This window comes from Pseudomonas fluorescens (genome assembly GCF_902497895.1).
GTDB classification, from domain to species: Bacteria; Pseudomonadota; Gammaproteobacteria; order Pseudomonadales; family Pseudomonadaceae; genus Aquipseudomonas; species Aquipseudomonas fluorescens_BP.
Genome location: NZ_CABVHQ010000019.1, coordinates 59,953 through 85,226, shown reverse-complemented (window position 1 = coordinate 85,226; position 25,274 = coordinate 59,953). Strand labels below are relative to the sequence as shown.

The following is a 25,274-nucleotide window of genomic DNA, read 5'->3' as shown; positions in this document are numbered from 1 at the left end:
CGACTAAAGATTTATGTTGGCTGCTCGGCCGTCATCGCGAGCAAGCTCGCTCCCACATTAAACCGGGTTCAGACGCTATTTATGTGTACGCCGAGAATCCAATGTGGGAGCGGTGGTGCGACGATTGCTCGCGATTTTGAGATCACCCCTGAACCAACCCCGCGCCCACCAACAACTCTTCCAGCCCTAGCAAGTCCGGCACTTTGGCTATTTGATCGGCGATTTGCACGGCGGCTTTTTCCAGTGGACACAGCGGCACATCGACATAACTCAACTGGCTGTCGAGTTTGCAGGAGCGCGGAATACCCTGCACCAGCAAGGCGATGAATTTGAGTTGCGGGCGGCCGCCCAGGGCGTTGAGTACGACGATGCGCGCGCGGTCGCCGAGCACAGTTTTGCTGCCACAGGCGGATTCGAAGCTGAGCAGCGGGATTTGCCGGTCGCGCCAGGTCACCAGGCCCAGGTACCAGGGCGGTGTGTCGATATCGAAGGCGCCGGGCTGGTAATCGATCAGTTCGGCGATGGCGACGTTGGGCAGGATCAAGTTGCGATCGGCCAAGGGCAGCAGCAGCCCGGTGAGGTTGCTGGTGCGATGATCAAGCATGGGTTTTGCTCCACAAGGCGATGCTCTCCAGCAGGACCGATTCCTGGTACGGCTTGCCGAGGTAGTCATTGACGCCGATGGCCATGGCGCGGTCGCGATGTTTCTGGCCGGTGCGCGAGGTGATCATGATGATCGGCAGGTGTTGCAGTCGCGGATCGCTGCGCACCTGCATCGCCACTTCGAAACCGTCCATGCGCGGCATTTCGATGTCCAGCAGCATCAGGTCCGGCGTGTGTTCCTCCAGCAGCGCCATGGCGTCGATCCCGTCCTTGGCAGTCAACACGTTCATGCCGTGGCGTTCGAGCAGGCGACTGGTGACCTTGCGTACAGTGACCGAATCATCGACCACCATGACCAGCAGCGGCCGATGTGGCTCGGCGTCGACCGCAGGCTCACTGCCCTTGACCGGACGCGATTGCGGCAAGCGTGTCTGCATCGCGCGGATGTGCGCCAGCAGGTCGAGAATCAGCACCACCCGGCCATCGCCCAGGATGGTCGCACCGGACAATCCCTGCACTGCGGCAAACTGCGGGCCGAGGCTTTTCACCACGATTTCCCGGGTGCCAGCCATGGCATCGACTTGCACCGCAATCCGCCGCTCATTGCACTGCACCAACAGCACCGGCAGCGGCAGGCTCTGACCCAGCAGCTTGGGCTTGGCTGCGGTATGCAGCAACTCGCCGAGGTAGCAGAGTTCGTAGCGTTGCCCGGCGTATTCGTAGATCGGTGGCTCAAGCTGGTGGTAACCGTCGAGCTCGTTGGGCAAAACCCGAACGATGCCTTCGATGGTGTTCAGCGGGATCGCGTACTGGTCCTCGGCGCACTGCACCATCAACGCACGGTTGACCGATACGGTGAATGGCAGGCGAATGCGAAAGTGCACGCCCTGCCCCGGCGTCGAGTCAATGCTCATGCTGCCGCCCAGTTGCCGGACTTCTTCATGGACCACGTCCATGCCGACCCCGCGCCCGGAGATCTGGGTAATTTTTTCAGCGGTGGAGAATCCCGGCTGCAGGATGAACTGCAACACATCGCGGTCGCTGATTTCCAGATCAGGAGCGAGCAGCCCACGCTTGATCGCCTTGCGCCGCACTGCATCGAGGGGTATTCCGGCACCGTCATCGCGGATGTCGAAAATGATGTCGCCGCCTTCGTGAGCCAGGTCCAGGGTGATCCTGCCCTGGGCAGGCTTGCCGGCGGCGAGCCGCACCTCGGCAGATTCCAGACCGTGGTCGACAGCATTGCGTAGCATATGCTCCAGTGGCGCGAGCATGCGTTCGAGCACGTTGCGGTCCATCTCGCTCTGGGCATTGCCGACAATGAATTCAACGTCCTTGCCCAACTCACTGGCGACCTGCCGGACGATACGCTTCAGGCGCGGCAACATGCGCTCAAACGGCACCATGCGCGTACGCATCAGACCTTCCTGCAAATCGGTGTTGATCCGTCCCTGCTGCTGCAGCAGGCTTTCCGCCTCCTGGTTGCGACGATCGAGGGTTTCCTTGAGGTCAAGCAGGTCCGACGCCGACTCGAACAAAGCCCGTGACAGCTGCTGCAATTGCGAATGCCGGTCCATTTCCAGCGGGTCGAATTCTTCGTAGCCCAGGCGTTCGGCCTCGACTTGCTGACGGCTGAGAATCCGCCCCTGGGTTTCGGTGTCCAGGCGCCGCAACTGGTCGCGCATGCGCTCAATGGTGGTTTCCATCTCGCTCAGGGTCACCCGGGCATCGTTGACTTGTTGCTCGATACGGCCACGGAAAATCGAGGTTTCACCGGCCAGATTGACCAGATCATCAAGCAGCTCGGCCGAGACCTTGACCATGTCGCCGGTCGTGCCGGCTTCGGGCTGTAGCGCCGGCGATTCGGTTTTGGCCTGAACCTGCGGTATGACTTCGCAGGGGAGCGGCTGCGGCTGTAGATCGCCGACAGCAGGATGGGTGAAGGCGACGATCGTCTCGATCAAGGCCTGGGCTGGTAAAACCGGCTTGCCCGCCCGTGCCGCGTCCAGCATCTGCGCAAGCTGGTCATGGCTGCGTTGCAACAGCATGAACAACGGCTCCGTCGGTTGCAGCAGGCCTGCCGACAAACCTTCGTAAAGAAATTCCAGTTCATGGGCCAGGTCGCCGATCGGCCCGATCTCGACCATCCGCGCGCCTCCCTTGAGGGTATGCAGGTCGCGCAGCAGGGTTTCCACCTCCAGGCGGTTTTGCGGCTCGGCCTGCCAGCGCGACAGCGCCGCGCCGGAACTGTCGATGATGTCGAAACCTTCCTCGAGGAAGATTTCCAGCAACTCGGGGTCGTGGCTCGCCAAATCAGTCTGGGGCGCGGGCTCTGCCGCCTCGGCGCTCGCGCCGCTGCCCTGACGGAACTCGCGAATCGCCGCGATCAGCTCACCGGGGTCGCTCAGCGGTTGCTGCCTGTGCAGTTGCTCAAGCAACACGGCCAAACGGTCATGGCTCTGCTGCAGCAGTTGCGCCAGTTCACTGGAATGGTTGTAGCGGCGGTCGACCAAGCCTTCATAAAGGCTTTCCAGTTCATGGGCCAGGTCACCGACCGGCCCGACTTCGGCCATCCGCGCACCGCCCTTGAGGGTGTGCAGGTCGCGCTGCAATGACAGCAACGGCGCGGCGTTGTCTGGGTCGTCCAGCCAACGCTGCAGGGCTTGCCCGGCGCTTTCGAGGATATCCGCCGCTTCTTCGAGAAAGATCGAGACGATTTCATCGTCCAGCTCCAGCGCCACCGGCGCCTGCTCCATCTCGCTGGTGGCGGCGCTCAGCTCGGTGATGCTCAGCGTACGGCTTCCATCGCTCCTGATCAGACCCATGGCCGATGGGTCGAGGCCTTGATCGAGCAAATCACGCAGGGCTTGCACCCGATCCGGCCGGGGGCCGACTTCCTGGCCGGCGGCCAGTTGATCAAGCATGCTGATCAAGGCTTCGTGGGCGCTGTCGGCCTCATGGAAAAACCGCTCGCTGACCGCCAGGCTGCTCTCTTCCACTGCGCCATACAGGTCGAGCAAGGCTTCGCACAGGTCATCGACCGGATGCAGGTCGGCCAGATGCGCGCCTTCGCCCAGGGTGGTCAGCTCATCGAGCAGCGCACTGAGTTCCTGGCGCTCTCCGGGATGTTGCTGCCAGCGGCGCAAAAGGTTTTCAGCATCGAGCAGGATGTCCATGCCCTGGGCGAGGAAATTGCTGATCAGTTGTGGATCGCGCTTGATCCGCAGGCCCGTATTCGGCGAGCTGAGCAGGGCTTCCAGGCGTTCGGCCAGTCGCTTCCGGGTCCGTTCGATCAACGACTGCGCGCCGCTGATCGCGGCCAGTGGATCGGCCTTGAGCTGCTTCAAACTGCCGCGCAACAACCCTTCAGCGTCAAGCAGCAGTTCGATTTCATCCAGATCCAGGGCAATCTGATGCGCCTTGTATTCACGAGTCAGCTGGTCCAGCGGTTTCACCAGCTCGGCGATCGGTAATACACCGGCCATGTAGGCGCTGCCTTTGAGGGTGTGCAGCGCACGCTGCAATTCATCACTGGCCTGCAGCGGCAGCTGTTTGGCGGCCTGATCAAGAAAATGGTTGAGGCTGTCGAGATGGGTTTCAGCTTCGTTGTGGAAGATCTCCAGCAACTGTGGATCGAGAGCCTCCGGAGCTTGCACGACAGCGTCCGGCACCGGCTCATCGCCCTTGGTCAGTCCATGGGCACGGGCGGCCAGCTGGTCGACATCATCGCGCTGGCGCTGGGTGTTGGCGGCGAACTCGCTGATCAGTTCGGGCAATAGCCGCAGCACTTCGCCCAGCAGTTGCTGCACCTGTGGCCCTGGCTCGACGTTGCGCTCCAGAACCCGGTTGAGCAGGTTTTCCACCGCCCAGGACAGCTCTCCCACCACCAGGGCGCGAACCATGCGCCCGCTCCCTTTCAAGGTATGGAAGCCACGACGCAATTCGCTCAATGCGGTCTTGTTGTCGGGGTTGGCCACCCATTGCGGCAGATACTCACGCAATACGTCGAGGACCTCGTCGGTCTCTTCGAGAAAGACTTCCCGCAATTCGTCATCCACCGGTGTCTCATCGACCGGAGGGGGCAGCAGGCTGCCCGGCGTATGCAGGGCGGGCGGGTTGAGGACGGAAACCGGGTTGGCCAGCACCTCGGCCAGAGACTGCACCACTTCAGGATTGTCCAGCGCCTGCTGGTCCCGCAGCGCCAGCGCTTCGCTCGGGCTGAGCACTTCGTTGAGCAGCGGTACCTGCAGCGGGGTCGGGAAATACCCCAAGGCGGCCAGGCTCTCTTCGGCGACGTCCAGCACCTGTTCGCCGGGCGCCTGAGCATCCTCGCTCAAGCGTTCGAGGTAGTACTCGACGCTGGTAATGACTTCGGCCAGATTGTCCAGCTGCTGCCAATCGGGCTGAACCTTATTGACCAGCAAATGCTCGCGAACGTAGCCGTTACAGGCCTCCAGCAGACTTGCCGCCCGGCTCAACGGAATCATCGCCAATGCACCGCGAACCTGGGTCAGCAACTCCGGCAACGGTTGCAGATGCTGACGGTCCCAGCCGGCGTCGATGTAGTCGACGATGGTGTCCTTGGCTTGCTGCATACAGATCCGCGCTTCCTTGATCACCAGCTGGTGGATCTGCGTCAGGTCGGTGGTCGGCAGCCGGCTTTCTTCCCGGCTTTCCGGCTCGACGGTGCCGACCATCCCGGCCAGGGTCGCCTCGACGTACAGCAAGGCCCCGGCCACGTCCATGAGGATCGCGTCATTGGGTTCGCGCTGCCCCTGGGCCAGACTCAGGACCACTGCCAGTTGATCGATAATCACCTTGCGCGGCTGACCGAAACCCAGCACTGCCAAGGTGTCGGCAATTTGCCGCAGCGGTGCGAGCAAGCTGTCGAGGTCGGAGGCATGCTGGCGATCGCTGCGCACGAACAGATCCAGGCGTTCCTTGACCCGCACCAGTTCTTCGCACAACGCGGCCAGTACCGAACGCATGGCATCCCGGTCCGGGCCGGCCAGGCGGGCGCGCTCTTCATCGACCAGCGCGCTGTTGGGTAGCGCGTCATCGAGTCCGTAACTTTCTTTCATGGTCTGCATCTGCCCGGTGGGGTATTCGGCTTTGGCTATATAGAACAATAGGCTCTTGAGCAATTCTTGCGGGACCGGCTGATTGATCCCGGCCATTCCTTGCTCGAGCAAGCGTTTGAGTTCCTTGTCGGTGTCTTTGAGCAGGCTGCGCAAGGCCGGACTGTTGGCAATGCTGCCCGCGAGCATGCCTTCCACCAGCGCTGAAGCGACCTGCCACAGCGGGCTCAGGGGGGCGTTGCGACAAAGTCCTTCAAGACGTTCGAAGACCTTGGCCAGATAACCCAGATTGGTTCGATCATCCTGTTCACGCAGCAACCCGACTAACGCCGCTTGCAGCATCTGTCGCAACTTGCGCAACACACTTGGCAGGTCCGCCGGTTCAAGCAGGGCCAGGGCCTCCTCGCTCAACGCCGGCAAGTCCGGTAGCTGCGGGCTGAACAGACTGGTTTCCGACAACAGGCTTTCACCGCGAGCACTGCGCAGATCGTTAAGCAGCGGTAATACCACCAGTGGCAGATCGTGGCGGGCGCTGTGTATAAGGTCGAGGTAGATCGGTAACTGGCCAAGCGCTTGCTGCAACAGCCGAATCGCTTCGTCGCGATGACTGACCCGCTTCTGCTCCAGGGCCAGCGCCAGCTCTTCCATTTCTTCGGCAAGCAGGGCCGCGCCGTAGAACTCGACCATCTGCAAACTGCCGTGGACCTGATGGATGTACGCCAGGCACTGGCTGAGCGCATGCGCCGCCTGCGAGTCGGCAACCAGCCTGTCGAGTGTCCGGCTGGCCTGCTTCAGCGTTTCGGCAATTTCGCCTTTGACCCATTCAAGGGCTACATAGTCGTGGCGATCACCCATAATCACTCCACTTTGATTTCATACCTGGCATGCACGGCTCACACTTTATCCGTGTCCTGCGCAGATAGCGCCGGCAAGGTGAACCCGGACACCGAACGCCGCAGCTGGCTGGCCATTTTCGCCAGGTTGCCGATGCTCTCGGCGGTGGCGGTCGAGCCAGACGAGGTTTGCGTGGTGATCTGCTGGATCACGTTCATCGTCAAGGAGATCTGACCCGCCGAGGACGTCTGCTGCTGCGCCGCGTTGGAAATGCTCTGGATCAAGGCTGCGAGGGTTTTCGACACGCCTTCGATTTCTTCCAGAGCGACTCCGGCATCTTGAGCCAGACGCGCGCCGCGCACCACTTCGGTGGTGGTCTGCTCCATGGAAATCACCGCTTCGTTGGTATCGGCCTGGATCGCCCGCACCAGTGTTTCGATCTGTCGGGTCGCCGCCGACGAGCGCTCCGCCAACCGCTGCACTTCATCGGCGACCACCGCGAAGCCGCGCCCGGCGTCACCGGCCATGGAGGCCTGAATCGCCGCGTTGAGTGCGAGAATATTGGTTTGATCGGCAATGTCGTCGATCAGGCTGACTATGTCGCCAATTTCCTGGGAAGACTCACCCAGACGCTTGATGCGTTTTGCCGTGTCCTGAATCTGCTCGCGGATGTTGTCCATGCCGTGGATGGTGTTGTGCACCACCTCGTTGCCCTTGTTGGCGATTTCCACCGAACGTTCGGCCACTGCCGACGACTCTGCGGCGTTGGCCGACACTTGATCGATGGACTCAGCCATGTCGTTGATCGCCGCCGATGCCTCGCTGATCTGCTGCGCCTGATGCTCGGAAGCTTGCGCCAGGTGCATCGCCGTGGCCTGGGTTTCCTGCACGGCGGCCGCGACCTGACCGGCGGTGAGGTTGATGGTTGCCACCAGGTCGCGCAATTGATCGACCGAGTAGTTGATCGAGTCGGCGATGGTGCCAGTGAAGTCTTCCGTCACCGAGGCAGTCACCGTCAGGTCACCGTCGGCCAGGTCTTCGATTTCGTCGAGCAGACGCATGATCGCGTTCTGGTTGCGTTCATTCTTCTCGGCGGTCTCGCGTAGCTGGCGATTGGTTTCACGCACCATTATCAGCCCAATCAGAATGATCGAGGTCAGCGCCGCCAGACCCAGCATGTAACCGCCGATGGTATGGGTAGTGCGCCCGGACGCGAGGTTCTCGAAGCCGGTGGCCAGCAGCGAGGCTTCATCGAGCAAGGTTTGCGAGAGGCTGAAAATGCTGCTCGCCGACTCCCGGACCTTGAACAGTTCGGGTGAAGTTTCGAGAATTTCATCCACCGAGCCCGAGACGAATTCGAATAGCTCGGCAATTTCTATCAGCCGGGAACGGGCATCACGGTCCTCGACCTGGCTGATCTTCAATGCGGGATTGCCCTGCAGCATGCCATTGAGCACCTGACCAAAGCGCGCCGCATCACGGCCAAAGGCATCGGCGGCCTGCACTGCCGTGTCGTCACCGGCCAGCACCGTGTTCACCGCACCGAGAATGCGCTCGGCCAATAGCGTCTGCCGCTGGGCTACGGCTACCTGGCTGGCGGGAGCCCCGCGTTGCAGCAGAATCTCCACGACTTTTTCGTATTCGACCTGCAATTGCGGCACGGTCTCGGCCAGCGTCGCCGCGACCTGGTGCAAGGACAGCACGGTCTGCTCGCTGGACAGAATCGCGTCGGTGTTCTTCAGTAAGTGCTCCCAATCCAGCTGGACCGCACGCATTTCCGGACGCACTTCCCGTGGCGCCCGAGGCAGGCCGGTGGCCGGGTCGCCTTTTTTAAGGTAACCCCAGCGTCGCGCAAAATCGTTGCGCGCGTCGCTCAGCAATTTGAACGCGGCAGCCTTGCCGGCAGCCGCTTCGGTGGCGTTCTTGGCGATACGCTGGGACAGCACCCGCAGCTCACCGGCGTGGCCGATGTACTGCTTGTCATAAGTGGCCTGGGTGTTGAGGTAGGCGAAATTGGCGAACAGCGCCATGATGAACACGATCAGTGCCATGAACAGCACGATGATCTGTGAACGGCTGCGCGACCCTTCCATTGGCTTGCCTGTTTTTGCTTTTATCATCGGTATTCGCCTAAACAGCTAAATTCTCTGTGGCCGCCTTAAAAGATCGCAGCCTGCGGCAGCTCCTACAGGTATTGCGTACGGCGTGCAGGAGCTGCCGCAGGCTGCGATCCTGGCGATGCCGAACGCGCCGAAAGCCAGGATAAGACCTCTTTTCTACAGGGCTACATCCATAAACCCGGGCGACTGCGCCAGGGCGAACGGACTGAAGACTCGCCAGAGTTGCTCACGCTGAAACTGCCCCTTCACGAACGGTGCAATCGCGTCTTCCAGCGCCTGGGTCGCCGCCGACTCCAGACGGTCCTGCGCAAAATGCTGCAGGCCGTACACTTCATCCACCAACAGACCGGCAAATACCTCCTGGTGCTCGACCACCAGCACCCGCCGCTGTTTGCGCACTGTAGACAGCTCGTGGCCGAAGAAACCGCACAGGTCCATGATCGGCAACAACCTTCCGCGCAGATTGGCCACACCTTTGACCCAGGGTTTTACCCCGGGCAGCACCGTACAACGCGGCTCATGCAGAACCTCACTGACTTCGCCCATGGGCGCGACGTACCAGTATTCGCCGATACGAAAACCGATCCCGCTCCAGCTCTGCTGGCGGGTTTCCTGGGACGGCAGATCCGCCGCCAGCAGGCGACAGCGGTGGTCGATCTCCAGGAGCAGCTCGAAAGCCGTTTGCGACTCGGTCATGGGACCGCCGTCAGCCGGCCAGGACCGCATTCAAGGTTTTAATCAGGGTTTCTTCATCCACAGGTTTCGTCAGGTAGTCCTTGGCGCCCTGACGGGTGCCCCAGACCTTGTCGGTCTCCTGGTCCTTGGTGGTGATGATGATCACCGGGATGTGCCCGGTATCCGGGTCTTTGGTCAGCTGGCGAGTCGCCTGAAAACCATTGAGGCCAGGCATGACGATGTCCATCAGCACTGCATCGGGTTTTTCCTGGCGCGCCAGGGCCACGCCGTCGGCGCCGTTTTCAGCCTTCAATACTTCATGGCCGTGCTTTTCCAGCATGCCCGTCAGTTTGTACATTTCAGTCGGCGAGTCATCGACGATCAGGATACGTGCCATGGTCTTCCCCATTCGAGTAGGCGTGCGGCCCGCTGGCCGGACGTCAATGTGCTTGTTCTACTGCGGCGAAACCCGGCACATGGGCCTTGATCGCGCTCAGCAGTTCTTCCTTGCTGAAAGGCTTGGTCAAAAACTGGTCGGAGCCGACGATCCGCCCCTTGGCCTTGTCGAACAGACCATCCTTGGAGGACAGCATAATCACCGGTGTCGACTTGAACGCGCTGTTGTTCTTGATCAATGCGCAGGTCTGATAGCCATCCAGACGCGGCATCATAATGTCGACAAAGATGATCCCGGGATGATGGTCGGCAATCTTGGCCAGGGCATCGAAACCATCGACCGCCGTGATCACTTCACAACCCACGTTTTTCAACAGCGTTTCGGCGGTGCGGCGAATCGTCTTCGAATCGTCGATCACCATGACTTTCAAGGCGCTGGAATGCTGTTCCATATCTGCTCTACCATCGCCACAGCGAATCGTTTTTATCCATGCACGGGTACCAGAGCTCGAACCCCTTGATGTTCAAGGGCTCGGCGCCGCATGGGAGCCTTTTTAGCACAGTCGCAGGGTTCAATCTATCGGCCGACCCGCAAGGTGGTTTTTCCTTGACCGGGAACAAGCCGGGCGCCACTCTGACGCCACTTTTCAGCACCCTATTTGCCAGAGGAATCACCCCATGAGCGTTCGCGTCGGGATTGTCATGGACCCCATTGCCAGCATCTCCTACAAAAAGGATAGCTCGCTGGCCATGCTGCTTGCCGCCCAGGAGCGCGGCTGGACGCTGTTCTATATGGAGCAGCGCGACCTGTATCAGGCCGCCGGTGAAGCGCGGGCGCGGATGCGTCCGCTGAAAGTCTTTGCCAACCCGCAGAAATGGTTCGAACTGGAAGCGGAAACCGACACGGCCCTGAGCGAGCTGGACGTGATCCTGATGCGCAAGGATCCGCCGTTCGACATGGAGTTCGTGTATTCCACCTACCTGCTGGAACAGGCCGAACGTGCCGGCGTGCTGGTGGTGAACAAGCCGCAGAGCCTGCGTGACTGCAATGAAAAGCTGTTCGCCACGCTATTCCCGCAGTGCACGCCGCCAACCGTGGTCAGCCGTCGCCCGGACATCCTGCGCGAATTCGCCGACCATCACGGCGATGTGATTCTCAAGCCGCTGGACGGCATGGGCGGCGCATCGATCTTCCGTCACACCGCCGGTCACCCGAACCTCTCGGTGATCCTCGAAACCCTGACCCTGCACGGCAAGCAACAAATCATGGCCCAGGGCTACCTGCCGGCGATCAAGGACGGCGATAAACGCATCCTGATGATCGATGGCGAACCGGTACCGTATTGCCTGGCGCGCATCCCGGCGGCCGGTGAAACCCGTGGCAACCTCGCGGCCGGTGGCCGTGGCGAAGCGCGACCACTGACCGAGAAAGACCGCTGGATCGCCGCTCAGGTCGGTCCGACCCTGCGTGAAAAAGGCCTGCTGTTCGTCGGCCTCGACGTGATTGGCGAGCATCTGACGGAAATCAACGTCACCAGTCCGACCTGTATTCGCGAGATCGACAACGCCTTTGGCACCAACATCGGCGGCATGTTGATGGACGCCATCGATCTGAAGCTGAAGGCTCGTTGATCCAGAACTCCCAAGGTGAAACCAACATTGCGTTATGATGCCCCGCCTGTAGAACACGCGATGTTGGTTTTGTTGACATGACACTCCCCGCCGATCTGCCCCCCGAACTTGCCCATAGCGGCGTGCGCCCGGCCGATCGTCTCGGTTTTACCCTGTTTCTCGCGGCGTTGATTCACCTGGCGCTGATCCTCGGCGTGGGCTTTACCTTCGTCGAACCCAAGCAGATCAGCCGAACCCTGGAAATCACCCTCGCCACCTTCAAAAGCGAAACCCAGCCGAAAAAGGCCGACTTTCTCGCCCAGGAAAACCAGCAGGGCAGCGGCACCCTGGACAAAAAGGCGATCCCGAAGACCACCGAAGTTGCGCCGTTCCAGGACAACACGGTGAAAAAAGTCACACCACCGCCCTCGGCGCCACCCGAGGTCAAAGTGGCTTCGCCCAAAGCCGCAGTCGCCACCACCGCGCCGAAGCCAAAGAAGACCGTCACCCAGCGTGAAGAGGTCAAGACCGAGCCCAAACCCAAGACCGCCACACCGACTTTCGACAGCTCGCAGCTGTCCAGCGAAATCTCCAGCCTGGAAGCCGAACTGGCCAATGAGCAGCAGCTGTATGCCAAGCGTCCGCGCATCCACCGCCTGAGCGCCGCCTCGACCATGCGCGACAAAGGCGCCTGGTATAAGGACGAATGGCGCAAGAAAGTCGAGCGCATCGGCAACCTCAACTACCCCGACGAAGCCCGGCGCAAACAGATCTACGGCAATTTGCGGCTGATGGTCTCGATCAACCGCGATGGCTCGCTGTTTGAGGTGCTGGTACTGGAGTCTTCCGGGCAACCGCTGCTGGACCAGGCGGCGCAGCGAATCGTCCGGCTGGCGGCGCCCTTTGCACCGTTCAGCGGCGACCTGTCGGATATCGACCGGCTGGAAATCATCCGCACCTGGAAGTTTGCCCGTGGGGACCGGTTGTCCAGCAATTAGCCGGAAGATCAAAAGATCGCAGCCTTCGGCAGCTCCTACAAGTGCACACATTCCAATGTAGGAGCTGCCGAAGGCTGCGATCTTGGCAATCTGACATCCGACACATAACTCACAGATTCACCATTTCCTACACATCACCGGCTTGTCAGCTCGCCCCGCCAACGCCACACTAGCGCACATGAAGAATGTCAGCCCCAGCTATCTCAAGCATCAATTCCTGATCGCCATGCCGCATATGGTCGACCCGAACTTTGCGCATACCTTGACCTACATCGTCGAGCACACTGCCAACGGTGCCATGGGCTTGGTGGTCAATCGTCCACAGGACCTGAATCTGGCGGACATCCTCGAACAATTGCGCCCCGATATCGAGCCGCCACCGCTTTGCCAGCATGTGCCGATCTTTATCGGCGGCCCGGTGCAGACCGACCGCGGCTTTGTCCTGCATCCCATCGGTTCGACCTACCAGGCCACGGTCGAGCTCGATGGCCTGGCGCTGTCGACCTCCCAGGACGTCCTGTTTGCCATCGCCGATGGGGTTGGCCCGCCAAAAAGCCTGATTGCCCTCGGCTATGCCGGTTGGGAAGCCGGACAACTGGAGGCCGAGCTGGCCGAGAACGCCTGGCTGACCTGCCCGTTTGACGCTGACATTCTGTTCAACACCAGCAGCGAACTGCGTCTGGAAGCCGCCGCCAAACGTCTGGGCATCAACCTGAGCCTGCTGACCAGCCAGGCGGGACACGCCTGATGGCCTTACGCTTACTGCTGGGTTTTGACTTCGGCACCAAACAGATCGGCGTTGCCGTCGGTCAGGTGATTACCGGCCAGGCCCGCGAGCTCTGCACCCTGAAGGCGCAGAACGGCATTCCCGACTGGAATCAGGTCGAAGCGCTGATCAAGGAATGGAAGCCCGACGCCGTGGTGGTCGGTCTGCCGCTGAATATGGACGGCACGCCCAGCGACATGTGCGCGCGCGCCGAGAAGTTTGCCCGGCGCCTGAATGGCCGTTACAACCTGCCCTTCTATACCCACGATGAACGCCTGACCACCTTCGAGGCCAAGGGCGAACGCCTGGCCCGGGGCGGCCAAAAGGGCAGCTACCGCGACAACCCGGTCGACGCCATCGCCGCAGCCCTGCTGCTGCAAGGCTGGCTCGACGAAAACTCAGCGCTGTTCGAATCCTGAAAAACCGAATCCTGAAGGTGCGCGGCTGTCATCGGCCACGTGTCTGCTGGCCACACCCGAACCTGCCTACAACCCGAGCCTCACTGTGCAGAACCCGGCTCGGGACCATGAAGGAGCAACCATGAGCCTGCCCAATCCCATCGAACTGATCAGCCAGATGGCCGTCGATCTCAAGGCCCATCTGGCCCAACGCGGCATCAGCGAACCGCGTTACATCGGCATCCGCACCGGTGGCATCTGGGTTGCCCAAGCCTTACTGGAAGCCCTGGGCAGCGATTCGCCACTGGGCACGCTGGACGTCTCTTTCTACCGCGACGACTTCAGCCAGAATGGCCTGCACCCCCAAGTGCGCCCCTCAGAGCTGCCATTCGAGATCGAAGGCCAGCACCTGGTGCTGATCGACGATGTGTTGATGAGTGGGCGGACCATCCGCGCCGCACTCAACGAACTCTTCGATTACGGCCGGCCGGCCAGCGTGACCCTGGTCTGCCTGCTGGATCTGGACGCCGCAGAACTGCCGATCCGACCGAATGTGCTCGGTGCCACGCTATCGCTGGCCGCCAACGAGCGGGTAAAACTGTCCGGCCCTGAGCTCCAGCTAGAAATCCAAGACCTCGCCCTTTAAGAGTCCATTGCGATGACGCCTCTCGATACCAAGCGCCCGCTGCAGCTCAATGATCAGGGCCAGCTGCGCCACTTCCTCTCGCTCGACGGTTTGCGCCGTGAGTTGCTGACGGAAATTCTCGACACCGCCGACTCCTTTCTTGAAGTCGGCGCCCGGGCGGTGAAGAAAGTCCCGTTGCTGCGCGGCAAGACCGTGTGCAACGTGTTTTTCGAGAACTCCACCCGCACCCGTACTACCTTCGAACTGGCGGCCCAGCGGCTGTCGGCGGATGTCATCACGTTGAACGTGTCGACCTCCTCGGCGAGCAAGGGCGAAACCCTGCTCGACACCCTGCGCAATCTTGAAGCCATGGCCGCCGATATGTTCGTCGTGCGTCACGGTGACTCCGGTGCCGCGCACTTCATCGCCGAACACGTGTGCCCGCAAGTGGCGATCATCAACGGCGGCGACGGCCGGCACGCCCACCCGACCCAAGGCATGCTCGACATGCTGACCATCCGTCGGCACAAGGGCGGCTTCGAAAACCTCTCGGTGGCCATCGTCGGCGACATCCTGCACTCGCGGGTCGCACGCTCGAACATGCTGGCGCTGAAAACCCTGGGTTGCCCGGACATCCGCGTGATCGCCCCGAAAACCCTGCTGCCGATCGGCGTCGAGCAATACGGTGTGAAGGTCTACACCGACATGACCGAAGGCCTGAAAGACGTCGACGTGGTGATCATGCTGCGCCTGCAACGCGAACGCATGACAGGTGGTCTGCTGCCGAGCGAGGGCGAGTTCTACCGCCTGTTCGGCCTGACCACCGCGCGCCTGGCCGGCGCCAAGCCGGATGCCATCGTCATGCACCCGGGGCCGATCAACCGCGGGGTGGAGATTGAGTCGGCGGTGGCCGACGGTCCGCACTCGGTGATCCTCAACCAGGTGACCTACGGTATCGCGATACGTATGGCCGTGCTGTCCATGGCCATGAGCGGGCAAACTGCCCAGCGTCAATTCGAGCAGGAGAACGCCCAGTGAAGCTCAGCATCCTCGGCGCCCGCGTCATCGATCCAGGCACGGGCCTGGATCAAGTTACCGATATCCACGTTGAAGCTTGCAAGATCGTCGCCATTGGCGCCGCTCCGAGCGGTTTCGTCGCCGTCGACACTATCGACGCCAAAGGGCTGATCGCCGCCCCCGGACTGGTCGATCTGAGCGTCGCCCTGCGCGAACCGGGTTACAGCCGCAAAGGCACGATTGCCAGCGAAACCCAGGCTGCAGCGGCTGGAGGCGTCACCAGCCTGTGCTGCCCGCCCCGGACCAAACCGGTGCTGGACACCTCGGCAGTGGCCGAACTGATCCTCGATCGCGCTCGCGAAGCCGGCAATTGCAAAGTGTTCCCGATCGGCGCGTTAAGCAAGGGTCTGGAAGGCGAACAGCTGGCAGAACTGATTGCCTTGCGCGATGCCGGCTGTGTCGCGTTCGGCAACGGCCTGGATAATTTCCGCAACACCCGCACCCTGTGCCGGGCGCTGGAATATGCGGCGACTTTCGACCTGACGGTAATCTTCCACTCGCAGGATCATGACTTGGCGGAAGGTGGCCTGGCCCATGAAGGCCCGACCGCCAGCTTCCTCGGTTTGCCAGGGATCCCGGAAACCGCGGAAACCGTGGCCCTGGCCCGGGATCTGCTGTTGGTCGAGCAAAGCGGCGTGCGCGCGCACTTCAGCCAGCTGACCAGCGCCCGCGGCGTGGCCCTGATCGCTCAGGCCCAGGCTCGCGGGTTGCCGGTAACCGCCGATGTGGCGCTGTATCAGCTAATTCTCACCGACAAAGCACTGATCGACTTCAACAGTCTGTACCACGTGCAACCACCGCTGCGCACCCTCGCCGACCGCGATGGCCTGCGCGAGGCAGTGAAGTCTGGTGTGGTCCAGGCCATTTCCAGCCATCACCAGCCCCATGAACGGGACGCCAAGCTGGCGCCGTTCGGTGCTACCGAACCGGGAATCAGCAGCGTCGAACTGCTGTTGCCATTAGCCATGACCCTGGTGGAAGACGGTTTGCTCGACTTGCCGACGCTGCTGGCACGCCTCAGCGCCGGGCCAGCCGCAGCACTGCGCCTGCCGGTCGGCAAACTCGCGGTGGGTGGGGCGGCTGACTTGGTGCTGTTCGATCCAACCGCCTCGACGGTTGCCGGTGAGACCTGGCTGTCCAAAGGCGAAAACTGCCCGTTCCTCGGCCATAGTCTGCCGGCGACCGTGCGTTACACGCTGGTGGATGGGCGGATCAGCTACCAGCGTTGAATGACTAGCGCCTCCAAAAGATCGCAGCCTGCGGCAGCTCCTACGGGACCGCGTACACCTTTGAAATCATGGGCGTACGCAATTCCCCGCAGGAGCTGCCGCAGGCTGCGATCTTTCGCGTCCAACCAGACCATCGCCTGCAAATGCGTTAATCAACGGCGCTCGGCATTGCGAATGGAAATCTGGTCATTCAGCGTCCAGAAGTCATACAACACCCCAAGCAGGAAAAATCCGCCGGTCAGCAGATAAAGGAATCCGCTGATCCATTTACCCTGATACATGCGATGCACGCCGAATACCCCCAGGAATGCCAGCAGAATCCAGGCGATGTTGTATTCGATCGGACCTGCGGTGAATCGCAGGTCAGCTTCGCGGTCCATCGCCGGAATCAGGAATATGTCGATCAGCCAGCCAATCCCGAGCAAACCCAAGGTGAAAAACCAGATAGTTCCGGTCACCGGTTTGCCATAATAGAAGCGGTGAGCACCGGTAAAACCGAAAATCCACAGCAGGTAACCGATCACCTTGCTGTGGGTATCCTGCGGTGAAAAGTCCTGTTGATAGCTGTTCATGGGTTCCCTCTTTCAACGCGATAGATAAATTTTTTCAGTTTTTCTGTGACTTTTTTGTGTCGAGCCGACGTGTGGCGTCTAAACCCTAAAGATGGCGCAAAGCCTTATAGGGCCTGACTTGTGTCAGACAATTGCGCCAATTTGCCACACATTTGCCGAACTTGACCCCCAGACTGAATCGACCAGCGGCCTCGAAAGGGACCAAAAAGCTGTTATAAAGTTGCGCGCCAACTACAAAGAGCCTTGCCTAATGCGTTCATTTTTCAAGACATGGCTAACCATTTGCCTATTATTGCCTCTGGCCGCCCACGCCACCAATCGTGAGCAACGTCTTCCAAACGTTAATGGTTACACCGCAAAGTCCCATACATCGTCTGCCACCAAACAAGCCATCAAACGCTCAACCTACCTGAGCAAAGCCGACAACATATTGGTCCCACCCATGCCGGCCAAGCAAAGCAGTAATGTGCTGGCCCGCGCCGTAAACGTGCTGGGCACACCTTATCGTTGGGGCGGCAGTAGCCCAAGTAAAGGTTTCGACTGCAGCGGTCTGGTGAAATACGCTTTCACCGATGTCGCCGCCGTCGATTTGCCGCGCACATCGAATGCCATGGCCAGCGGTCATGGGCAGAAAGTCGACCGTAAGGACCTCAAGCCTGGCGATCTGATTTTCTTCAACATCAAGAGCCGCCGGGTCAATCACGTTGCCATCTACCTGGGCAACGACCGGTTTATCCATGCTCCACGTCGTGGCAAATCGGTGTCCATCGATACGCTGAAGAAGCCTTACTGGCAAAGCCACTACGTGGTCGCCAAACGGGTGCTGCCAAAAGAGCCGACCACCTTGCGTATGGCTCAGCGTTGATTTGAGGCCTGCATAAATAGGCAGGCTTGCTCAACATCCAAAAGATCGCAGCCTGCGGCAGCTCCTACGGGACCGCGCACACCTTGATTCCCGGGATACACACCGCCCCTGTAGGAGCTGCCGATAGGCTGCGATCTTTTTGGCCCACACCACGACCGCAGCGGCCATGTTCCCCCTCAAATCCCATCCGGCATCCTGGCCTTCTCCCGGGCGTGCTCGCGGCTGATCAAGCCCTTCGCCACCAGCTCCTTCAAGCACATATCCAGGGTTTGCATCCCCACCGAACTCCCGGTCTGGATCGAGGAGTACATCTGCGCGACCTTGTCTTCGCGAATCAGATTCCGGATCGCCGAGGTACCAATCATGATTTCGTGAGCCGCGATCCTGCCGCCGCCAATCTTTTTGATCAAGCTCTGCGAAACCACCGCTTGCAAAGACTCGGACAGCATCGAACGAACCATCGACTTCTCATCCGCCGGAAACACGTCCACCACCCTGTCGATGGTCTTCGCCGCAGAGGTGGTGTGCAGCGTGCCGAACACCAGATGCCCGGTCTCCGCCGCGGTCAGCGCCAGGCGGATGGTCTCCAGGTCGCGCATCTCGCCCACCAGGATTACATCCGGGTCCTCGCGCAGCGCCGAGCGTAGCGCCGAAGAAAAACTATGGGTGTCGCGATGCACCTCACGCTGATTGATCAGGCATTTCTTCGATTCGTGGACGAACTCGATGGGGTCTTCGATGGTGAGGATATGGTGATGCCGGTTGTTGTTCAGGTAATCGATCATCGCTGCCAGGGTGGTCGACTTGCCCGAACCGGTCGGCCCGGTGACCAGCACCAGACCCCGTGGCACCTCGGTAATCTTGCGAAACACTTCACCCATGCCGAGCTCGTCCAGGCTCATGACCTTCGACGGAATAGTCCGGAACACCGCGCCAACGCCGCGATTGTGGTTGAACGCATTGACCCGGAATCGCGCCACACCGGGCACGTCGAAGGAAAAATCGAGTTCCAGCTGCGCCTCGAAGTCCACCCGTTGCCTGTCGTTCATGATGGCGTAGATCAGCTCATGAACCTGCTGGTGGTCCAGCGCTGGCAAGCTGATCCGTCGCACATCACCATCGACCCGGATCATCGGCGGCAAGCCCGCGGAGAGGTGCAAGTCGGACGCCCCCTGTTTGGCGCTGAAGGCCAGCAGTTCAGTGATATCCATAGAGCTCCCCAATTCCAGTAGAATGCCGCGAACCTCAGACCCGCTGGCGCACTAGATCCAGCCTGAAAAGTCGCCGAGCGATGATCAGGCAAGGCAAAAGTCGGCGAGGAACGGCTGGGGTCGCACACGACTTGACGCCAGTCAATGAGCATTCCGAGTCGGCTTTTAACGCAGCATGATCGAGCGCAGGCACTTTTGAGGCAGGATCGAATGTCCACGATAGCAGACAACGTAGCTCTGGTTCAGACGCGGATCCACGCGGCGGCACTCGCCGCACAACGTGACGCCAACAGCGTTCATCTGTTGGCAGTGAGCAAGACCAAGCCCGCCGAGGCATTGCGCGAAGCCTACGCCGCCGGGATCCGCGACTTCGGCGAGAACTATCTGCAGGAAGCACTGAGCAAACAGCTCGAATTGGCCGACCTGTCCTTGAGTTGGCACTTTATCGGCCCCATTCAGTCGAACAAGACTCGCGCTATTGCCGAGAACTTCGCCTGGGTGCACTCAGTGGATCGCTTGAAAATCGCCCAACGCTTGTCCGAACAACGCCCCACCGCACTGCCCCCCCTGAATATCTGCATTCAGGTCAACGTCAGCGGTGAAGCCAGCAAGTCCGGCTGCACCCCGGCCGATTTGCCCGCCCTGGCCAGCGCCATCAGCGCCTTGCCGCGCTTGAAACTGCGTGGGTTGATGGCGATCCCCGAGCCGACTGAAGATCGCACTGCCCAGGACGCCGCCTTTGCTGCCGTGCAGGACTTGAACAAGAGCCTGCAAGCCAGCCTGAATCTGCCACTCGATACACTTTCCATGGGCATGAGCCACGATCTCGAAGCAGCCATTGCCCACGGCGCCACCTGGGTACGAATAGGTACCGCGCTGTTCGGCGCTCGCGACTACGTCCAATCCTGACGTGGCTGACTCACCTCTCTATAAGGACCTCTCATGAGCAAGACTCGTATTGCCTTTATCGGTGCCGGCAACATGGCCGCCAGCCTGATCGGCGGCCTGCGCGCCAAGGGGCTGGAAGCGGCGCAGATCCGCGCCAGTGATCCAGGCGCCGAAACCCGCGCCAGGGTTCACGCCGAACACGGCATCGAACTGTTCGCCGACAACGCCCAAGCCATCGAAGGCGCCGACGTCGTCGTACTGGCGGTCAAACCCCAGATGATGAAAGCCGTTTGCCAGGCCCTGCGCCCAAGCCTCAAGTCGAATCAATTGGTGGTGTCCATCGCCGCTGGTATCACCTGCGCCAGCATGAACAACTGGCTCGGCGCCCATCCGATCGTGCGTTGCATGCCCAACACCCCGGCACTGCTGCGCCAGGGCGTGAGCGGCCTGTACGCCACGGCCGAAGTCTCTGCCCAACAGCGTCAGCAAGCCGAAGACCTGCTGTCGGCCGTCGGCATCGCCCTGTGGCTGGACCAGGAACAGCAACTGGATGCCGTCACCGCGGTCTCCGGCAGCGGCCCGGCGTATTTCTTCCTGCTGATTGAAGCCATGACCGCCGCCGGCGAGAAGCTTGGCCTGCCACGGGAAACCGCCGCTCGACTGACCCTGCAAACCGCCTTGGGCGCCGCGCACATGGCCGTGGCCAGTGATGTCGACGCAGCTGAACTGCGGCGCCGCGTGACCTCACCTGCAGGTACCACCGAAGCCGCCATCAAGTCGTTCCAGGCCGATGGTTTCGAAGCCCTGGTAGAAAAAGCCCTGGGTGCCGCCGCACATCGCTCGGCCGAGATGGCCGAACAGCTTGGTCGCTAATCAGCTCTTACAAAGGAATCAATAATGCTAGGACTCAATGATGCTGCCATTTTCGTAATCAAAACCTTAGGCAGCCTGTACCTACTGATCGTGCTGTTGCGCTTCATCCTGCAATTGGTTCGGGCGAATTTTTACAACCCGCTCTGCCAGTTCATCGTGAAAGCCACTCAACCGCTGCTCAAGCCTCTACGCCGGGTAATCCCGAGCATGTTCGGGCTGGACATGTCGTCGCTTGTACTGGCGCTGATCGTGCAGATGGTGCTGATAGCGGTCATTCTGCTGCTCAAAGGCTTCCCGGTCGACTTGCTGCTGTTGGTGCCTTGGGCACTGATCGCTATCTTCTCGCTGTTTTTGAGTATTCTGTTCTACGCGATGATCATCAGTGTGATTCTGTCCTGGGTCGCCCCGGGGAGTCACAATCCGGGCGCAGAGCTGGTCGCTCAGATTACTGAACCGGTACTCGCCCCGTTCCGCCGTATCGTGCCGAACCTGGGCGGCCTCGACATCTCGCCGATCTTCGCGTTTATCGTGATCCAGTTGCTGCAAAGCTGGCTGATCCCACGTATTGCGTACTATGCCCTCATGCCGCAGGGGCTGCTCGGGCTGATCTGATGAGCTATTTTCGCTGGGACGGTGACGACCTGATTCTGGAGTGTCACCTGCAACCTGCGGCCCGCAGCGATGATTTCTGTGGGCTGCATGGTGACCGTCTGAAGATCCGCCTGACAGCGCCGCCGGTTGAAGGCAAGGCCAATGCGTATCTGATGGCGTTTCTGGCCAAGGCGTTTGGGGTTTCCAGGAGCCAGGTGAGCCTGATGAGCGGTGAGCTGAATCGGCAAAAACGGGTTCGGGTGAGCTCGCCGAAGAAGCTGCCGGATTTACCGGGGTTAACGCCACGCCCTGGGTAACGACTCAAGGCCAGGTCCCGTAGATAATGGGTCGGCAATTTGCCGACCCATTATCTATCTCAACCGAAACTTGCCCATCTGCCGCGCCAGGTCGTCGGCCCGCACAAAGACGACCAGGCCTGGCCAATTGTCTCGCTGGTCACTTATTGCGCAATCGACCTCCGCATCCTGAGGACAATCTTTCGTCCATACCTGTCAACTTTGACAGGTGTCAGGCTTATACCTGAAGCCTAAACTCTCCGGACCTGAATCGTAGTTTTGCCGTGTTTCGGGAAAACGGCGGGCATATGCCCGCACCAACAGTTCATTCAGAGAACGCAAAATGAAGCTTGAACGAACCCGCAGAAACACTGTTTCCACTGGCCATTACGTGGGGGAATACCCCGAAGACATTTACACAAGACGCGGCGACACATGGTTCACGTCTGTTGGTGAATTTCTGGTAACAGACAAACGTTACATCACATTTGAAAACAACGATTACAACATTGAAGTGGATGCTGAACCGGTCAAAGGCGCCGCGCAAGGAATCGCAAGTCTCAACGAAGGACGCAACGAAGTATTCGTCCTGCCGGAGCTGCCGAACCCCACGACGGATACCTATGAGTTCCACTTGACCATTGCCGTAGGTGACGACTACACCGATAAGTCGGGAAACCGCGGGAAAGTAACAGGCAAGTACTTTCGGGAAATGTCAGGTGGCAGGTTGAAAATAGGCATTTACTACGCTTGAACCACAGACGATCTCTTTACCTGACAAATGCCTGACTCTATCGAGCCCCCGTCACCCAAAAGCGCGCTTGCGGATTGCCAAGCGCGCGTTTGAGTAATGCAGCCAGGAAACGTTTTAATTACTTTGCCCTATCGCCTGTGAAATCACCTGAACCGTGGCGCTGACTTGCTCTTGGTAACGGTCGAGTTCCTGCTTGTGCCGTTTCTGCATGTCGATCTGCTGGGAGCACAGATTCATCGCGGCCAGCACCAGCAGCCTGTCACCGATCAGGGTCGGGTACTTGCGCTTGGTGTCAGCCAGGGCGGCTTTTAACATTAATGCGGCGTCCAGCAGGGTCTGCTCTTCCCCGGCCGGCGCCTTGATTGAATAGTCTTCTCCGAGAATCGAGACGACTTTTACCCCTTCGGCGCCATGTTTCATGCGGTGACAGGGCCGGCGCTGACGCGCTCAACCAGGGCTTGAATACGTGCGGCGGTGGCACCCTGCTTTTCTTCCTGTTCCATCAGGCTCAGTTGCAGGCTTTCGTTTTCGTCTTTGACCTGGGCCAGTTCCGCACTCAGGGTCTGGTTCGTGCCGAGCAGCTCCTGGTTCTGCTGCACCAGCTCGCTGACCAGTTGTTCCAATTGGCTTAGGGATGCTTCCAACATTTTGATTTCTCGGGCATTTTAAAAGGGTACTTACGATAAAGAAAAGTCACCACGGATGCCAGGGTTATCCGGCTCGCAAGCCCCTGATTTTCCTGGCGGTGACCTTGCTCGCGAGTGTTAAAGACTACGATTAATTCGTCAGGTTCCTGGCACTTCGTCGTACTGCGATTGGGTTCTGCGCCACGGCCGAAAAGATCGCAGCCTGCGGCAGCTCCTACGGGGGGCGTGGTTCACATTCGGTTTGGGTCGCGGGCAATCTGCGTAGGAGCTGCCGCAGGCTGCGATCTTTTGATCTTGAAAAGCTTTTTGACAGCTCTGCATTTCAACAGGTTAGAATCGCTGGCACGCAGACTGCATGGTCAGTTTGTGCCCGCCTTTCTGCTTCTGGAGTACCGCCTTTGAATGCGACGACCATCAACAGCCTGTTCTTGATCGGCGCGTTGCTGGTAGGTGCGAGCATTCTGGTGAGTTCTCTTTCGTCCCGCCTCGGTATCCCGATTCTGGTGATCATCCTGGCCGTGGGCATGGCCGCCGGGGTCGACGGCGGCGGCATTATTTTCGACAACTACCCTACCGCTTATCTGGTCGGCAACCTCGCCCTGGCAGTGATCCTGCTCGACGGCGGCCTGCGCACCCGGGTGGCGAGTTTTCGCGTGGCGTTATGGCCGGCGCTGTCGCTGGCGACGATCGGCGTGTTGATCACCACCGGCCTGACCGGCATGGCGGCGGCCTGGCTGTTCGACCTGAACCTCATTCAAGGCCTGTTGATCGGTGCCATCGTCGGCTCAACCGACGCCGCAGCAGTGTTCTCGCTGTTGGGCGGCAAGGGCCTCAACGAACGGGTGAGCGCCAGCCTGGAAATCGAATCCGGCAGCAACGATCCGATGGCAGTGTTCCTCACAGTGACCCTGATCGACATGCTCGCCAGCGGCGAGACCGGCCTGCACTGGAACCTGCTGGCCCATCTGATTCGTGAGTTCGGTATCGGCGCCATCATCGGGCTGGGCGGCGGCTGGGTGATGCTGCAATTGGTCAACCGGATCAAGCTGGCTTCCGGCCTCTACCCGATTCTGGTGATCAGTGGCGGTCTGGTGGTCTTCGCCCTGACCAACGCCCTGCACGGCAGCGGCTTCCTCGCGGTCTATCTGTGTGGCCTGGTTATCGGCAACCGTCCGGTGCGCAGCCGTCACGGTATTCTGCACATGCTCGACGGCATGGCGTGGCTGGCGCAAATCGGCATGTTCCTGGTGCTGGGCCTGCTGGTCACTCCCCACGATTTGCTACCGATTGCCCTGCCCGCCCTGGGTCTGGCGTTGTGGATGATCCTGTTTGCCCGGCCACTTTCGGTGATCGTCGGGCTGCTGCCGTTCAAGGCCTTCCATGGACGCGAGAAGGCGTTTATCGCCTGGGTCGGGCTGCGCGGCGCGGTACCGATCATTCTCGCGGTGTTCCCGCTGATGGCCGGGCTGCCCGACGCCCAACTCTACTTCAACCTCGCGTTCTTTATCGTCCTGGTCTCGCTGCTAGTGCAAGGCACCAGCCTGCCATGGGTCGCCAAACTGCTGAAAGTCACGGTTCCGCCAGAGCCCGCGCCAATCTCCCGGGCGGCGCTCGAAGTGCATGTCACCAGTGAGTGGGAATTGTTCGTCTATCGCCTCGGCGCAGAAAAGTGGTGCATCGGTGCGGCCCTTCGTGAGCTGAAAATGCCCGAGGGCACCCGCATCGCGGCCCTGTTTCGTGGCCAGCAACTGCTCCATCCGTCGGGTAGTACCACCCTGGAAGTCGATGATTTGCTTTGCGTAATTGGCCATGAACAGAACCTTCCGGCCCTCGGAAAACTGTTCAGCCAGGCACCGCAACGAGGGCTGGATTTACGCTTCTTCGGCGATTTCATACTCGAGGGCGACGCCCGGCTGGGCGCGGTTTCAGCGCTGTATGGACTCAAGCTCGAAGGGCTCGACCCGGACATGCCATTAAGCCGCTTCATTACCCAGAAAGTGGGCGGTGCGCCAGTAGTCGGTGACCAGGTGGAGTGGAACAACACCATTTGGACCGTTGCAGTGATGGAGGGGAACAAGATTGGCAAAGTGGGCGTCAGATTCCCCGAAGGAAGTCGCCCGGGGCCCGGACTCTTCCTCTAAACTGCCCACTCTCTATCCAGTTTGAC

General features: G+C 60.3%; 24 protein-coding genes. 14 read left to right on the top strand and 10 right to left on the bottom strand.

Annotation, left to right across the window (positions count from 1 at the left end; genetic code table 11):
- Positions 1 to 142: 142 nt before the first annotated feature.
- From F8N21_RS12255 to pilG, 6 genes are all read right to left on the bottom strand, one after another.
- Positions 143 to 604: a chemotaxis protein CheW gene (locus F8N21_RS12255; RefSeq protein ID WP_150642391.1), complete on the bottom strand. Its 462-nt coding sequence runs from the start codon at positions 602 to 604 to the stop codon at positions 143 to 145.
- Entirely contained in the window at positions 597 to 6,536 is a 5,940-nt protein-coding gene (locus F8N21_RS12250; protein ID WP_150642390.1) for an Hpt domain-containing protein, read from the bottom strand. Before F8N21_RS12250 ends, F8N21_RS12255 begins: the two co-directional genes overlap by 8 nt.
- Positions 6,537 to 6,574: 38 nt before the next feature.
- Positions 6,575 to 8,635: a methyl-accepting chemotaxis protein gene (locus tag F8N21_RS12245; protein ID WP_150642389.1), complete on the bottom strand. Its 2,061-nt coding sequence runs from the start codon at positions 8,633 to 8,635 to the stop codon at positions 6,575 to 6,577.
- 156 nt (positions 8,636 to 8,791) lie between these two features.
- A complete protein-coding gene (locus tag F8N21_RS12240) occupies positions 8,792 to 9,331 on the bottom strand; it encodes a chemotaxis protein CheW (protein ID WP_150642388.1) in 540 nt (179 codons plus the stop codon).
- Between the two features lie 10 nt (positions 9,332 to 9,341).
- On the bottom strand, positions 9,342 to 9,707 hold the full coding sequence (gene pilH, locus F8N21_RS12235) for a twitching motility response regulator PilH (RefSeq protein WP_150642387.1): 366 nt from the start codon (positions 9,705 to 9,707) through the stop codon (positions 9,342 to 9,344).
- Positions 9,708 to 9,750: 43 nt separating this feature from the next.
- The gene (pilG, locus tag F8N21_RS12230) at positions 9,751 to 10,158 is read right to left on the bottom strand and encodes a twitching motility response regulator PilG (RefSeq protein ID WP_150642386.1); all 408 of its coding nucleotides are present in this window, start codon (positions 10,156 to 10,158) and stop codon (positions 9,751 to 9,753) included.
- Between the two features lie 226 nt (positions 10,159 to 10,384).
- Between pilG and gshB the strand changes: the two genes are divergently transcribed.
- The 7 genes from gshB to F8N21_RS12195 all read left to right on the top strand — a co-directional run bounded on the left by gshB (position 10,385) and on the right by F8N21_RS12195 (position 16,410).
- Positions 10,385 to 11,338: a glutathione synthase gene (gshB, locus tag F8N21_RS12225; protein WP_150642385.1), complete on the top strand. Its 954-nt coding sequence runs from the start codon at positions 10,385 to 10,387 to the stop codon at positions 11,336 to 11,338.
- A 77-nt stretch (positions 11,339 to 11,415) separates the two neighbouring features.
- Complete coding sequence (locus tag F8N21_RS12220) at positions 11,416 to 12,315, top strand: energy transducer TonB (RefSeq protein ID WP_150642384.1); 900 nt, start codon at positions 11,416 to 11,418, stop codon at positions 12,313 to 12,315.
- Positions 12,316 to 12,493: 178 nt separating this feature from the next.
- On the top strand, positions 12,494 to 13,063 hold the full coding sequence (locus tag F8N21_RS12215; protein WP_150642383.1) for a YqgE/AlgH family protein: 570 nt from the start codon (positions 12,494 to 12,496) through the stop codon (positions 13,061 to 13,063).
- Positions 13,063 to 13,500 (top strand): Holliday junction resolvase RuvX, encoded by a 438-nt coding sequence (gene ruvX / locus F8N21_RS12210; protein WP_150642382.1) that lies wholly within the window; start codon positions 13,063 to 13,065, stop codon positions 13,498 to 13,500. The genes F8N21_RS12215 and ruvX overlap by 1 nt, the downstream gene beginning before the upstream one ends.
- Positions 13,501 to 13,621: 121 nt before the next feature.
- Positions 13,622 to 14,125, top strand: coding sequence for a bifunctional pyr operon transcriptional regulator/uracil phosphoribosyltransferase PyrR (gene pyrR, locus F8N21_RS12205; protein WP_150642381.1), 504 nt, complete (start codon positions 13,622 to 13,624; stop codon positions 14,123 to 14,125).
- Between the two features lie 12 nt (positions 14,126 to 14,137).
- Positions 14,138 to 15,142, top strand: coding sequence for an aspartate carbamoyltransferase catalytic subunit (locus F8N21_RS12200; RefSeq protein ID WP_150642380.1), 1,005 nt, complete (start codon positions 14,138 to 14,140; stop codon positions 15,140 to 15,142).
- Entirely contained in the window at positions 15,139 to 16,410 is a 1,272-nt protein-coding gene (locus F8N21_RS12195) for a dihydroorotase (RefSeq protein ID WP_150642379.1), read from the top strand. The genes F8N21_RS12200 and F8N21_RS12195 overlap by 4 nt, the downstream gene beginning before the upstream one ends.
- Before the next feature lie 152 nt (positions 16,411 to 16,562).
- On the opposite strand, the gene F8N21_RS12190 is transcribed toward F8N21_RS12195, so the two are convergent.
- Positions 16,563 to 16,982: an NINE protein gene (locus F8N21_RS12190; RefSeq protein WP_150642378.1), complete on the bottom strand. Its 420-nt coding sequence runs from the start codon at positions 16,980 to 16,982 to the stop codon at positions 16,563 to 16,565.
- A 250-nt stretch (positions 16,983 to 17,232) separates the two neighbouring features.
- On the opposite strand from F8N21_RS12190, the gene F8N21_RS12185 reads away from it, so the two are divergent.
- On the top strand, positions 17,233 to 17,847 hold the full coding sequence (locus F8N21_RS12185) for a C40 family peptidase (protein WP_150642377.1): 615 nt from the start codon (positions 17,233 to 17,235) through the stop codon (positions 17,845 to 17,847).
- A 176-nt stretch (positions 17,848 to 18,023) separates the two neighbouring features.
- Here the strand turns inward: F8N21_RS12185 and F8N21_RS12180 are convergent, their stop codons facing one another.
- Complete coding sequence (locus F8N21_RS12180) at positions 18,024 to 19,058, bottom strand: type IV pilus twitching motility protein PilT (protein ID WP_150642376.1); 1,035 nt, start codon at positions 19,056 to 19,058, stop codon at positions 18,024 to 18,026.
- Positions 19,059 to 19,268: 210 nt separating this feature from the next.
- Between F8N21_RS12180 and F8N21_RS12175 the strand changes: the two genes are divergently transcribed.
- The 5 genes from F8N21_RS12175 to F8N21_RS12155 all read left to right on the top strand — a co-directional run bounded on the left by F8N21_RS12175 (position 19,269) and on the right by F8N21_RS12155 (position 22,460).
- On the top strand, positions 19,269 to 19,967 hold the full coding sequence (locus tag F8N21_RS12175; RefSeq protein ID WP_150642375.1) for a YggS family pyridoxal phosphate-dependent enzyme: 699 nt from the start codon (positions 19,269 to 19,271) through the stop codon (positions 19,965 to 19,967).
- 33 nt (positions 19,968 to 20,000) lie between these two features.
- Complete coding sequence (gene proC, locus F8N21_RS12170; RefSeq protein ID WP_150642374.1) at positions 20,001 to 20,819, top strand: pyrroline-5-carboxylate reductase; 819 nt, start codon at positions 20,001 to 20,003, stop codon at positions 20,817 to 20,819.
- 24 nt (positions 20,820 to 20,843) lie between these two features.
- On the top strand, positions 20,844 to 21,431 hold the full coding sequence (locus tag F8N21_RS12165) for a YggT family protein (RefSeq protein WP_150642373.1): 588 nt from the start codon (positions 20,844 to 20,846) through the stop codon (positions 21,429 to 21,431).
- Complete coding sequence (locus F8N21_RS12160; RefSeq protein ID WP_150642372.1) at positions 21,431 to 21,727, top strand: DUF167 domain-containing protein; 297 nt, start codon at positions 21,431 to 21,433, stop codon at positions 21,725 to 21,727. Before F8N21_RS12165 ends, F8N21_RS12160 begins: the two co-directional genes overlap by 1 nt.
- A gap of 322 nt (positions 21,728 to 22,049) precedes the next feature.
- Positions 22,050 to 22,460, top strand: coding sequence for a hypothetical protein (locus F8N21_RS12155; RefSeq protein ID WP_150642371.1), 411 nt, complete (start codon positions 22,050 to 22,052; stop codon positions 22,458 to 22,460).
- Positions 22,461 to 22,574: 114 nt separating this feature from the next.
- On the opposite strand, the gene F8N21_RS12150 is transcribed toward F8N21_RS12155, so the two are convergent.
- Positions 22,575 to 22,880 carry a cell division protein ZapA gene (locus tag F8N21_RS12150; protein ID WP_150642370.1) on the bottom strand — a complete coding sequence of 102 codons (306 nt, stop codon included), beginning with the start codon at positions 22,878 to 22,880 and terminating at the stop codon, positions 22,575 to 22,577.
- Positions 22,877 to 23,107, bottom strand: coding sequence for a hypothetical protein (locus F8N21_RS12145; RefSeq protein ID WP_150642369.1), 231 nt, complete (start codon positions 23,105 to 23,107; stop codon positions 22,877 to 22,879). The genes F8N21_RS12150 and F8N21_RS12145 overlap by 4 nt, the downstream gene beginning before the upstream one ends.
- Positions 23,108 to 23,505: 398 nt before the next feature.
- Between F8N21_RS12145 and F8N21_RS12140 the strand changes: the two genes are divergently transcribed.
- Positions 23,506 to 25,248: a potassium/proton antiporter gene (locus F8N21_RS12140; protein WP_150642368.1), complete on the top strand. Its 1,743-nt coding sequence runs from the start codon at positions 23,506 to 23,508 to the stop codon at positions 25,246 to 25,248.
- The last annotated feature ends 26 nt before the right edge of the window (positions 25,249 to 25,274 follow it).